The 12502-nt window shown below is 51.3% G+C and carries 9 protein-coding genes; 7 read left to right on the top strand and 2 right to left on the bottom strand.

Translation table 11 applies throughout. The features are described 5' to 3' along the window. Nucleotides 1-42 precede the first annotated feature (42 nt). Entirely contained in the window at nt 43-243 is a 201-nt protein-coding gene (locus BM318_RS03000) for a dodecin family protein (RefSeq protein WP_092980568.1), read from the bottom strand. Between the two features lie 61 nt (nt 244-304). Then, nucleotides 305-1198, bottom strand: a complete 894-nt coding sequence (locus BM318_RS02995) for a NifU family protein (protein WP_092980566.1) — start codon at nt 1196-1198, stop codon at nt 305-307. A 120-nt stretch (nt 1199-1318) separates the two neighbouring features. On the opposite strand from BM318_RS02995, the gene BM318_RS02990 reads away from it, so the two are divergent. The 7 genes from BM318_RS02990 to BM318_RS02960 all read left to right on the top strand — a co-directional run bounded on the left by BM318_RS02990 (nt 1319) and on the right by BM318_RS02960 (nt 12497). Further along, nucleotides 1319-2341 (top strand): PorP/SprF family type IX secretion system membrane protein, encoded by a 1023-nt coding sequence (locus tag BM318_RS02990; RefSeq protein ID WP_092980564.1) that lies wholly within the window; start codon nt 1319-1321, stop codon nt 2339-2341. A gap of 250 nt (nt 2342-2591) precedes the next feature. Beyond that, entirely contained in the window at nt 2592-4775 is a 2184-nt protein-coding gene (locus BM318_RS02985) for a histidine kinase (protein WP_092980563.1), read from the top strand. Nucleotides 4776-4780: 5 nt separating this feature from the next. After that, nucleotides 4781-5509: a LytR/AlgR family response regulator transcription factor gene (locus tag BM318_RS02980; protein WP_092980561.1), complete on the top strand. Its 729-nt coding sequence runs from the start codon at nt 4781-4783 to the stop codon at nt 5507-5509. 41 nt (nt 5510-5550) lie between these two features. Next, nucleotides 5551-6063, top strand: a complete 513-nt coding sequence (locus tag BM318_RS02975; RefSeq protein ID WP_092980560.1) for a gamma carbonic anhydrase family protein — start codon at nt 5551-5553, stop codon at nt 6061-6063. A 59-nt stretch (nt 6064-6122) separates the two neighbouring features. After that, the gene (gene fabD / locus BM318_RS02970) at nt 6123-7004 is read left to right on the top strand and encodes an ACP S-malonyltransferase (RefSeq protein WP_092980558.1); all 882 of its coding nucleotides are present in this window, start codon (nt 6123-6125) and stop codon (nt 7002-7004) included. 197 nt (nt 7005-7201) lie between these two features. Further along, nucleotides 7202-11500 carry a Calx-beta domain-containing protein gene (locus tag BM318_RS02965; protein ID WP_092980556.1) on the top strand — a complete coding sequence of 1433 codons (4299 nt, stop codon included), beginning with the start codon at nt 7202-7204 and terminating at the stop codon, nt 11498-11500. 37 nt (nt 11501-11537) lie between these two features. Continuing rightward, nucleotides 11538-12497, top strand: coding sequence for a PorP/SprF family type IX secretion system membrane protein (locus BM318_RS02960; protein ID WP_092982045.1), 960 nt, complete (start codon nt 11538-11540; stop codon nt 12495-12497). Nucleotides 12498-12502 lie beyond the last annotated feature (5 nt).

The following is a 12502-nucleotide window of genomic DNA, read 5'->3' as shown; positions in this document are numbered from 1 at the left end:
GTCCCGGAACTTCCGGGACGCAATAGCTTGTAATCGCTGTCGCTATTTTACTTCGAAGGTGATTTTGACATTAACGCGATATTCGTCGATCTCTCCGTTCTTTACCGACGCGCTCTGCTCGTTGATATATACCGAACGGATGTTCTTAACGGATTTTGAAGCCTGATTCAGGGCATTTTTTGCCGCATCTTCCCAGCTCTTGTTAGAATTCGCTAAAACTTCAATTACTTTTAATACTGCCATGGTTATAGTGTTTTATGTATTCCACTAAAAATACGAAACCACCATCGGATTCCCAAGGCAATCAACCGTTAATCGCAACCACTTCCCCGACCTTGTCGCCGAGCATATTCTTTAGCATGGTCTCAATGCCATTCTTCAGGGTAAACGTAGAGGAAGGACATCCGCTACAGGCGCCCTGCAGAATCACATGCACCTTCCCACTTTCTTCTTCGTAGTCCTGGAAAACGATATTTCCACCATCTCCGGCAACTGCTGGTTTTACGTATTCCTCCAGGATATTGGCGATTTCCAGCGCAGTACCCTCCAGGGCAAGACCGCTCATATTCGGGCCGGTATTGCTAACCGCTGCTGTGGCTCCGGGATTGATGACCGTTCCGCCTTCCACCAGAAATTCACGGATGCTTTCGCGCAATTCCATTCCGATCTCCTCCCAGGCGGCTACCTCGTATTTGGTCACCGAGATGTAGTTCAGGTCCATAAAGACTTCCCGCACATAGGGAAACTGAAACAGGCGGGTCGCCAGGGGCGATTCTGACGCCTCGTCGATATTCTTGAATTCGAATACCGAATCGACCAACTTTTTATTGGCCACGTACTTCATTACCGCTGGATTGGGGGTAACTTCGGCATATACAGTTATGGCTTCCGGCTTGCGGTCCTTAACGCGTACCAGTGGAGCTCCGGATTCCAGATACTCGACCAGTTGCTGGGCCACTTCGTCCTTAACGTCTTCCCATTGAACAATGTCGTAACGTTCCAGGGCAATAAAGTTTCCCGAGATATATACAGTCTTGATAAAGGGCAGGTAAAATAACTGTTGGGCCAACGGGGAGTCGGCGGCCTCATCGATGTTTTTGTATTCGTAGGAACCGGTCCCGATCAGGGTCCTGTTGGCTTCGAATTTCAGGATAGCGGGGTTGTTGGTTTCCCGCACGGTTATCACAAAGTTCTCCATAGCGCGTAAATTTCTGCAAAAATAGGGTATTTTCGAAGGAGTAGGTAGAATAATAATGTACAGTTTACTCCGTTATACACTATGTTAAACGCCCTTAAGCACTAGCCCTTTCTCCTCCTGATGAAACGTATCCTACTTAGTCTCGCGGCCCTTTTCAGTTTCGCTTTTCACGCGCATTCGCAGGAGGGAATTCCGGTTTATTTCGATTATTTGATGGATAATTACTACCTGGTCCACCCGTCTATGGCGGGGATTGGGGAAGGGGGAAAGATCCGTCTTACTGCCCGCCAACAGTGGTTCAGCGTAGACGAGGCCCCCAATATGCAAACCATCAATGCGCACATGCGACTCCCCGATAGTCGCAGTGGGATTGGTTTTGTGCTTTTCAACGATGCCAATGGGTACCACTCCCAAACGGGGTTTAAGGCTACTTACGCGCATCACCTGCCCCTGGCAAGTGATTTCAGGATACTGAACCAGCTTTCTTTTGCCCTGAGTCCGACAGTGCTGCAGAGCCGGTTAGACGAAACAGAGTTCCGGTCTGTGGTTCCCGATCCTATCGTTACCGGGGCCAATATCAGCGCGACCTATTTTAATATCGACCTGGGGATGTCGTATTCGTACATGGATTTCTATGCCCATGCTTCCATTTTAAATTTGCTGAACAGCGAGCGGGAACTCTACCGTATTGGCCGCGCCGACGATCCCAACCTGCCCCTCTTTGATAATTTGCGCCGCTACCTGTTTTCGGTGGGGTATATCTTTGGCAAAAGCTCTTTTAGAATTGAGCCTTCTGTACTGTTCCAACTGACCGACTTTACCCAGGAGAAAACCATTGACCTCAATGCCAAGGTGTACAAGGATGTTGCTTTCGGTACCGTATGGGGAGGACTTTCCTATCGCAGAAGCTTTGACGGGGCCCAGTTTGTTTCGAATGGATCCTTCGGGGAGCAGCGCCTGCAGTTGTTTACACCCTTTGTGGGCCTGAATGTCAACCGCTTCATGTTTGCTTATAATTATTCCTATCAGTCCGGAGATATCCGATTGGATAACGGGGGATTCCACCAAATAACCCTCGGCTACGACTTTGGACCCAAGCGGGAGAACCGTTACGACTGTTACTGCCCTGCGGCAAATTATTAAAATACAAAGCCCGACTCAGGTTTTACCCGAATCAGGCTTTGCTCCAACGACACCAACCTACCACTTTCCGGCAATCTCCTATCAATTCCCTGAAAATAAAAGCGGCGATGCGTCAGCAGGCCTTTTGGGTTAGGGAACGAATTTGCCCGTTGAGCCAGGCAGGCAAAAATGGCTGTAAACCGTCAAAAACCGGCTTTTGCAGACTTTTATAACCCGTGGAAATCGCCTAAGTTTACGGGAGCTATTCGCCATGAAATCCAGCGTTTTTACCATACTATTGTGTTTCCTGTCCCTGGCCCTGAGCGCCCAGACCCCTTCGAATTTACGGGGCGAATTTGAGCTTAAGGGTAAGGTGGTTACCGAGGTACGGGAAACGCCAATCCCCGGAATCTCGGTAAGTACGGATCAGGGTGCCTACACCCTAACCAACCAGTTCGGGGAATTCAAAATAATGGCGGCAGCCGGAGATATGCTGATCGTTTCCGACCCTGACATGGAAACGGTACGGTATCGCATCCGAAATAATGAGGACATAAAAATCCTGGTCCGAGACATTGAGCCCGAAACCCTGAACAGGGCCGCGGAACCGCAATTGAGTAAGACGGAACAGCACCGGCAATTACTGGATTCCGCCCTACATTACAAACAGCTCGATATCGAGCGCAGCCTGGCCTTTGTTACCCGGTCAATAGAGCTATTAGACGGGCGCAGTTATGCCCGGGAACTGGCAGCCTCCCTGACCACACTAGGTGAGATCTATCAGTTCCACCAGCAGTACGACCTAGCTATATCCAATTACCGGGAAGCCCTGGAGCAATTCGATTCCTCCCGGACCTTATTACTACTCGGGAAGACCTATGTGTTAAATGAGCAATTTCAGGAAGCCCTGGACCTCTTACTGCCGGAGGCAGATCGTTCGGGACTGATCCCGTTTCAGCGCCTGGAATTATATGAAATCCTCGGGGATGCCTATGGAGGACTGGAGCAGGTTAATACGGCTGTTTCCCTCTACCAAAGGGCCCTGACGGTGGCAGAAAAGAACCAATTAGTGGCCAAAGTGCCTGTATTGAATTCAAAAATTGCCATGGCCTACGACAATGCGGAGCGCCCGGTAGAGGCAGAGGCCTATTTCAGCAATTCCCTGGAGGAAGCCAAAACCCAGAATCCTTCCCTGGCGGTGCTGGAAAGTGAAAACCTGGCGGATTTTTTCCAAAAGCGCAGCCGCTTCCAGGAGGAGATTACCCAACGCAAGGAAAGCCTGGAAAAACTCAAGGCCATAGGCGCAACGGTGATTTTGCCCGAGGCCGATTCAATTACCGTTCAGGGGATCAATTACAAGATCGGAGCCGCTTACCTGGCCCAATCCCGTTTCCAGGAGGCGATACCCTATTTGTCTGAGAGTATCCGGGAAGCCGGTTCCCAAGGCGACCTGGTTATCCAGAAAGATGCAACCCGCAAATTATCCGAGGCGTATCGCGACCAGGGTAATTTTGAGCGGGCTATGGAACTCTATCAGGAATATGTGGCCCTGGTTGACACTCTATATGTGCGCAAGGAGCAGGAGCTTTCTCAGGCCGCCCGTTTTAGCCGGCAAATGGCTACTTCCCAGGATCGCATCCGGACCCTGGAGCAGGATCGCTTATTGTCCAAGAGTAAGTACGACCTGGCCCTGGCCGAGCAGCAGTTGAGCATTGAGAACAATCGCCAGCAACGCATAATCATCTATTCCCTGATTTTCGGGTTATTGCTCACCGCACTGGCCGCCTTCCTCTATTACCGCAGCAACCGCCAGAAGGAGTTGTCGAATCACCTGCTTGCCCTTAAGGGCTTGCGCAGTCAAATGAATCCGCACTTTATATTCAATGCCCTGAATTCGGTCAATAATTACATTGCCAGAAATGACGAACGCAGCGCCAATCGCTACCTGAGTGATTTTTCACGCCTGATGCGCACGGTGCTGGAGAACTCGGAGAAAGACTTTATTCCGCTTACCGAAGAGCTGGAACTCCTGGAATTGTATTTGAAACTCGAACACTCCCGTTTCCCGGACAAGTTCGATTATGAAATTGAGGTGGACCCCGAAGTGAATCCCGGAGACTTTGGCATTCCCCCTATGCTCTTGCAACCCTACCTGGAGAATGCCGTCTGGCACGGGTTGCGCTACAAGGAGGAGAAAGGGTATTTGCGCCTGAGACTCAGCCCGGTTGTGCCCGGAGTACTCCAGATAGAAATTAGTGACAATGGCATTGGCCGAAAACAATCGGCAGCCTTAAAGACGCCCAACCAGCAACGCCAGAAATCGCGCGGGATGGGGAATATCAAAAGGCGGATAGAAATATTGAACAAGATGTATGGAGACCGGATCACGGTGTCTGTCCGCGACCTCAATACGGATGGAACCGGGACCCTGGTACAGGTAACCCTCAGAAGTTAGAAATTATGGAATTGAAAGCTGTATTGATCGATGATGAAGCCCAAAGCCGGGAGATCCTGCGCACCTACCTCGCTTCCTACTGCAAGGATGTGGTCCTGGTTGGGGAAGGCGCTAATGTCAAAGAAGGCCTGGAGGCTATCCGAAAAGGGAAGCCGGATCTGGTCTTCCTCGATGTGGAAATGCCTTTTGGGAATGCCTTTGACCTGCTCGAGCAGCTTCCAGAGCGCGACTTTGAAACCATTTTTGTTACCGCTTATGAAAACTATGCCATGGATGCGCTCAACAGCCATGCCGCCTACTACCTGATGAAACCCATCGATATCGATGCCCTGATTGCCGCAGTCGATTACGTTCGCGAAGTAAAGCTCAAGGAGGAAAGCCTCGGGGACCGCGTGCTGAAGTCGACTCAGAAAGTGGAAGGCAAGATTACCCTTCCCCAGCAGGATGGCTTCCAGGTCCTGAAGGTGAACGAGATCCTTTACTGTAAAGCAGACGATAATTATACCGAGATCCACCTGGAGAATAAGAAAATACTCATCAGCAAGACCTTGAAATACTTCGAGGAGGCGCTGTCGGAATTTCCCTTTGCCCGGGTTCATAAATCCTATTTGGTCAATGTAAGCGAGGTGGTGCACTACCGCAGGGGGAAGGGGGGCAGTGTCGTCCTCTCCAGCGGGAAGGAAATTTCGGTTTCCCCTTCGCGCAAAAAGGAATTACTCGCCTTTTTTGAGTAAGTTGGCAGGCAGTCTAATCGCTCAAATCTATTTGTAGTTCCATGGCCATTATTCGTGAAGTTCGGGGCAAGTCCCCCCAAATTGGTGAAGATTGTTTCCTGGCCGAAAACGCCGTGATTGTTGGCGAAGTAACTATGGGCAGTCAATGCAGCATTTGGTACAACGCCGTGCTGCGCGGGGATGTTCATTTTATTCGAATGGGTGATCGGGTAAACGTGCAGGATGGCGCCGTTATCCATTGTACCTACGAGAAATCTCCCACTACTATCGGTAATGACGTTAGCATAGGCCATAATGCCATAGTCCACGGCTGTACACTCAAGGACAAGGTTTTAGTGGGGATGGGCAGTATCATTATGGACGATTGCGTGGTGCATTCCAACAGTATAATTGCCGCAGGTGCCGTACTGACCAAAGGCACCATAGTCCCAGAAGGAAGTATCTACGCCGGCATGCCTGCCCGTAAAATCGCTGAGGTGAGTCCCGAACTCCGGGAGGGGGAGATTGAGCGCATCGCCCGAAATTATATCAAGTACAGCGGTTGGTTTAAGTAGGGTTGGTTTTCTGGGAGTCCCCGGGATGATGTATTTTTGCATCCAAACGCCAAACACGTATGAAAGCCTATATCTTTCCCGGACAGGGAGCACAATTCAGCGGCATGGGTAAAGACCTCTACGAAGCCCATCCCAACGCACAGGAGTATTTTGAAAGCGCCAATGACATTCTCGGTTTTTCCATAACCGACATCATGTTTGAAGGTTCTGCTGAAGACCTCAAGCAGACCAAGGTTACTCAACCGGCTATTTTCCTGCATTCCGTTGTGCTCAGTAAAGTACTCGGGGATAGTTTCCGGCCCGATATGGTTGCCGGGCATTCTTTGGGTGAGTTTTCCGCTTTGGTGGCTGCCGGGGCCCTGTCCTTTGAAGACGGGTTAAAGTTGGTGAGCCAGCGTGCCCAGGCCATGCAAAAAGCTTGCGAAGCCCAGGAAAGTACTATGGCAGCAGTGCTCGGACTGGACGACAATGTGGTGGAAGAGCTTTGCGAAGCAACTCCTGGGGTTGTCGTGGCAGCAAATTACAACTGCCCGGGTCAGTTGGTGATTTCCGGGGCCGTCGATGCCATCGAGGCTGCCTGTGAAAAAATGAAAGAAGCCGGGGCCCGACGGGCACTGGTGCTCCCTGTTGGGGGTGCGTTCCACTCCCCATTGATGGAGCCTGCGCGTGAAGAACTGGCCGGAGCCATTGCCGCCACCGAATTCAGCGCGCCGCGTTGTCCGATTTACCAAAACGTCACTACAACCGCCGTTACCGATATCGACGCCATTCGTCAAAACCTGATCGCCCAGCTTACTGCTCCGGTAAAATGGACCCAAAGCATTCGCCAGATGGTTGCTGACGGGGCCACTGAATTTATTGAGGTGGGCCCAGGCAAGGTTTTACAGGGGCTGGTGCGCAAGATCGATAATTCCGTTGAAGCTTCTTCTGCAACGATTTAAGAACTGCCTTGATACCCATATTTGCTCGATTCAGAGAATTTTGAGCTGATTGGGAAATTCATCCTGTAAATCGGGGATTTTGACCGGTTAAATTGGGGGAGACTACCTTTTTTTAGTATTATTGAATCCCCAAATTTATGCCCTACCTACACCCTTGTGTTGTGGTCTGAAAATCAGACGCTTAACAAGCGCCAGCTATGATTAAAAGACCCCATTCGGCAATGCAGCGCCCCATGCTAAAGCGAATCGGCAGGGCTTTGGCCTTTGTCGCATTACTCATATACTCCGCTGCACTCTGGGCACAACCCAGTGGCTACACGGTGACCATAGACCAGGATCCAATTACCGCAGCGAACGACAATGCGGTTAGTTTTACCGTTACGGGAGGAACAGCCCTCGACAGCTACGCTTACGAATTCTCCGATCAGTTTGCCAATACGGTAACCGGTAACGGGATTTTCGGGATTAACCCCACAAACAACATAAATATCACAGGCCTGGCCGATGGGCCCATCCTGTTGCGTTTCCAGATGAGTAACGGAGGTGGGTTTGGCCCCATAGTACAGGATACCAGTACCAAGGATGCCACTCCACCTACGGGATTTGCAGCGCAAATAACCCAGGATCCGATTACGCTGCTGAATCAGACAGCGGTAAGTATTAGTTATACCGGCGCGGAGGTCGGAGCAACGTATTCCTATCAGTTTACCAGTAACAATGGGGGACCCCCAGTTGTGGCCACGGGAACCATTACCGCAGCTAACGGGACTATAGGGGGAATTGATCTCAGCGGTCTGGCCGATGGCCAGATCTCCCTGGTTTTTAACCTCACCGATACGGTAGGCAACAGCGGGATTCCTGTGGGGGATACCAGCACCAAAATAAACCATACACTTTCCATAAGCGATGTCTCCCAACAAGAAGGGGATGCAGGGACCACGGACTTTATTTTTACCATCAGCGTCAACGAAGGCAATGCGGTAAATCCTATCAATTTTACCGTGAGCACGGCCGATGCAACCGCTACTGCCGGGCAGGACTATGTGGCCCTCAGTAATTTTGCGGGAAGTATCGCCATTGGCCAGAATGCCACCAGCGTTACCGTTAGCGTGAACGGAGATACCACGGCAGAGGCCGACGAAACTTTTGCCATTACACTGAATCCGGTTTCCGGGGCTACGGCAACGGATAACCAGGGTACGGGAACCATAGAAAACGACGATGCGCAGACCGTGAGCATTGCGCCTTTGTCCCAGGCCGAAGGGTCCGGCGGGGGGACAACGAATTTTGCCTTTGTGGCAAGTGTGGACGGCGGAAGCGCCGCGCTTAATGATATCCGCCTTCGGATAGATACCCAACCCATTACTGCGGACAACAATGCCGACTTTGATCCGCTTAATTTTGATCTATTCATAATCCCGGAGGGAGCCAATAGCGTTGATGTTATTGTTGAAGTGGTTGCCGATGACATCCCGGAACAGGATGAAACTTTTGAGGTAGAGATTGTCAATGTCAATGGAGCGGATGCCAGTGCGAACGATACCGCGATCGGAACTATTGTCAATGACGACAGCAATACCATTGCCATCGGGAATGTGAGCCAGAACGAAGGGGATGCAGGAGCATCGAATTTTTCCTTTGATGTAACCGTTGGAGGAGGCTTGACCGCCATTCAGGACATCGAATTCTCCTACGCTACCCAGGATGGTTCGGCCACCCTTGCCGATGGGGATTATGTAAATACTTCCGGAACAGGCACCATTGCAGCGGGCGCCAGTAGTACAGTGATCAATGTACCCGTAAACGGGGATACCAAGCCGGAATTCGGGGAGACCTTTACCGTAGTGCTCAGCAGCCCAACAGGCGCAACCATTAGCCAGAATACCGGGACAGGAACTATCCAGAACGACGATGCCAATAGCATTTCCATTGATGACATTTCCCAGGCGGAAGGTACCGGCGGGCAAACGGCGTTCACGTTTACCATTAGTGTGGATGAGGGGATTGCGGTAGAGAATATCAATTTTGAACTCAGCACCCAGAACGGAACAGCTACCCTTGGCAACAACGACTACGTGGAGTTGGACGAACAACCCGGGCAGATTCCCCAGGGAGGAACCCAGACCACGGCTACGGTTCAGGTAATCGCGGATGACGATAAGGAAGACGATGAAACCTTTCAACTCCTCCTGGAAAATGTTCAGAATGCAGCGGTAAGCAAGGGAACCGGTCAGGCGACGATCATTAATGACGATGCTTGCGATGCCGGGGATCAGGCTCCTGTGTCTACAGGAATTCCCACGGTCTACTGTACAGACGACACCTTACCCAGCCTCAGTGATTTCACCAATAGTACACCTCCGGCAGGGACCACCCTGGAATGGAGTACCAGTCCGGATTTTCCGGATAGCGGGGCCTTATTGACCCAGGCGGCAATCGACAATCCAACCCCGGGTACGTACTACGCCTTCTTTTACGATCCGGTAAATGACTGTTCCAGCCCAACCCTGGAGATTACCCTGGAACAGAACCAAAGCCCGGTACTTTTGGATTGGCAGGGCGATGAAATTTGCGATCCGGGAGTACTGACCTTAACGGCCAGCGGAGAAATTCCGAATAGTGCTAACAACCCGACGATTAACTGGTACGATGCCATTGATTCGGATACGCCTATTGCCACGGGGACAACTTTTATGCCGGACCTCACCCAGACCACCACCTTTTATGTAGAGGCCTTTGCCAACGGTTGTGCTACCGCACGGGAAGCGGTTGTGGCCACGGTGATACCCTCGGTTACCGCAGGGGTGCCATCCAATGGTTCCTCCTGTAGTGATCCGACCTATGGGCCAACTAGTTTGGATCTGGACGAGCAACTCAGCGGGGAGGATGCCGGAACCTGGGCAGTCATCTCCGACCCTTCCAACGGACTGGTCATTGGTGCGGATAATATCGTGGATTTCACCGGGGTACCCGATGGGGACTACGTCTTTGAATACACCACTAACGGGGCACAAGCACCCTGTACAAACGAATCGGCTCAGGTAACCATCAGCGTAAACAATTGCGATACCGATGACGATGGTGACGGCCTGCTCAGTGGGGTGGAAGCGGCCCTGGGGACCGATCCCAATAACCCCGATACGGATGGGGATGGTATTGACGATGGAGAAGAAGTTGGCGGTGATCCGGATAATCCCTTAGATGAGGATTTCGACGGAATCATCGATGCCCTGGATTCGAACACCGAGGACTCCGATATGGATGGGGTAAACGACCAGCAGGATCCCGCAAACCAGGATCCCTGTATTCCGGATAATACCAACGGGCTTTGTGATACCGATGGCGATGGGATTACCGATGGGGACGAAATTGTACAGGGTTCCGATCCTCTGGACCCCTGTGACCCGAATTTAACCCCGGACTGTGAGCCGGACCCGATTGACCTGGAGGTTATCAAGACGGTGGATCCTGAGGTAGCCGCTATTGGAGAACAGGTGAATTTCAATATTAGCTTGGCCAACCTCAGTGACAGCCGGGTGCTGCGCATCGAAGTGGGGGATCTCTTGGAAAGCGGTTTTGCCTATGTAAGCCACAATGCTGACCAGGGGCAGTACAATCCCGCCACGGGAGCCTGGACCATCCCTGAAATGGACCCGCTCTCCCAGACCAGTCTACGGATAACCGCCGTGGTGCTCGAAGGCGGCGTATTTAGCAATACCGCAGAGCTACTGACTTCCTTCCCCCTAGACGATAATCCAACCAACGATTCGTCTACGGTAGAAGTAGATGTGGACCTGCCGGAAGGAGTAGACCTTGAAGTTGAGAAATCGGCCAAGATTGGCGATATCCTTTCCGGGAACAATTACCAGACCGATCGCATAAGCCCGATTGCCGGGGAAATCATCACCTTCAGGATACGGATTACCAACATTAGCCAGGACGACGATTTACGCAATATCCGAATCGAGGATATCCTGGACACCAATGTCTTTGTTTACAGGATTCACCAGACAACCCTGGGAACTTATGATGTGGATACTGGCCTTTGGGAGGTAGCCGATCTGGCCCTGGGTGCGAGTGCGGATCTGGAAATTGAGGTGGAAGTCCGAGCCCCGGGCGACTTTGTCAATACCGCACGCTATTTGGGATCCAGCCCTGCCGATGCCAATCCGGATAACGACGAAGACAGTGTACGGGTAGTGGTCAATGTATTGAACCCAGCCGACCCGGGCTTTGTGTTCAACCAGTTTTCCCCGAATAACGATGGAACCAATGACTTCCTCAAGATTCGGGACATCGGGACCTTCCCACAAAATTCAATTCAGATCTTTAATCGCTACGGACAACTCGTCTTTGAGGCGGTGAATATGGTCGATGATGCGGTTTGGGATGGTAATTACGAAGGCAGCCTGGCACCGGAGGGCACCTATTTTTATATCCTGCAACTCGGCCCGGATACCGAGGCGGTTAAAGGATGGATCCAATTGATACGATAAGATGAAGCAGACTGCGGGCAAACCTCAATCCATATCGATGATCGTACGCAAAAGCCTTTGGGCGCTGCTATTCCTCCTGCCCGTATTGGTCAGCGCTCAGCGCGAACCCCAGTACACGCAGTACATGTATAACATCGGAAGTTTTAACCCGGCTTATGTCGGAAGTGTGGAAACCCCCGATCTGAGCCTGTTATATCGTTCCCAGTGGATCGATATCCCGGGCGCTCCCCGCACCTTTCGCTTTGGGGCCAATGTGCCTATCGGAGAACAGCACGGACTCGGTTTTAACGCCATGAGCGACCAGCTGGGGCCGGTTAGCCAAACCTTTGTCGATGTCAGCTATTCCTTCCAGGTTAATTTAAGCGAGTCGTCCTTTTTGTCTTTTGGTTTATCCGCAGGGGGAAATATCCTGAATACGGATTTCAGCAAGGGAACTTTTGAAAACCCAGGGGAACCTATCCTGGATGCACAAAATATCAATGAATTCTACCCAACGGTGGGTGCGGGAATCTTCATGTATGGCGAAGAGTGGTACCTGGGAGCCTCGGTGCCCAATTTCCTGACCGACGGATTGACTTCTGATGAGGTGGCACAAATCGTGGAAGACCAGATTCAATTTCACTTTATCGGGGGTTATGTTTTTGACCTAAGTGACAACCTGAAATTCAAGCCGGCTTTCTTGTTGAGTTATATCAGCGGGGCACCGCTAACTACAGATCTTTCGGCCAACTTCCTGATCAGCGATGTGGTCACTGTAGGGGCGGGGTATCGCTTTGACAATGCCGTGAGTGGCTTGGCAGGCTTCCAGATCAACCCCAGCATTTTCATTGGCTATGCCTATGATTACAATACCAACGGGTTAGGGGAATTCAACAGCGGTTCCCACGAATTTATCCTGAAATTCTACCTAGGTAGAGGTGGGGAACGCAATCGCGATACCGATAAGGACAAGAATAAGAAAAAGGGCAAGCAGATCGACAGCCCGAGATTTTTCTAAGACGA

It is taken from the genome of Robiginitalea myxolifaciens, assembly GCF_900115205.1.
In the GTDB taxonomy this organism is placed as follows: Bacteria; Bacteroidota; Bacteroidia; order Flavobacteriales; family Flavobacteriaceae; genus Robiginitalea; species Robiginitalea myxolifaciens.
This window is presented reverse-complemented; position numbering and strand designations above follow the sequence as displayed.

Bases quoted from the DNA above. Each gene is read 5' to 3' on its own strand.
- BM318_RS03000 (WP_092980568.1), bottom strand. From the start codon at position 243: ATGGCAGTATTAAAAGTAATTGAAGTTTTAGCGAATTCTAACAAGAGC.
- BM318_RS02995 (WP_092980566.1), bottom strand. From the start codon at position 1,198: ATGGAGAACTTTGTGATAACCGTGCGGGAAACCAACAACCCCGCTATC.
- BM318_RS02990 (WP_092980564.1), top strand. From the start codon at position 1,319: ATGAAACGTATCCTACTTAGTCTCGCGGCCCTTTTCAGTTTCGCTTTT.
- BM318_RS02985 (WP_092980563.1), top strand. From the start codon at position 2,592: ATGAAATCCAGCGTTTTTACCATACTATTGTGTTTCCTGTCCCTGGCC.
- BM318_RS02980 (WP_092980561.1), top strand. From the start codon at position 4,781: ATGGAATTGAAAGCTGTATTGATCGATGATGAAGCCCAAAGCCGGGAG.
- BM318_RS02975 (WP_092980560.1), top strand. From the start codon at position 5,551: ATGGCCATTATTCGTGAAGTTCGGGGCAAGTCCCCCCAAATTGGTGAA.
- fabD (WP_092980558.1), top strand. From the start codon at position 6,123: ATGAAAGCCTATATCTTTCCCGGACAGGGAGCACAATTCAGCGGCATG.
- BM318_RS02965 (WP_092980556.1), top strand. From the start codon at position 7,202: ATGATTAAAAGACCCCATTCGGCAATGCAGCGCCCCATGCTAAAGCGA.
- BM318_RS02960 (WP_092982045.1), top strand. From the start codon at position 11,538: ATGATCGTACGCAAAAGCCTTTGGGCGCTGCTATTCCTCCTGCCCGTA.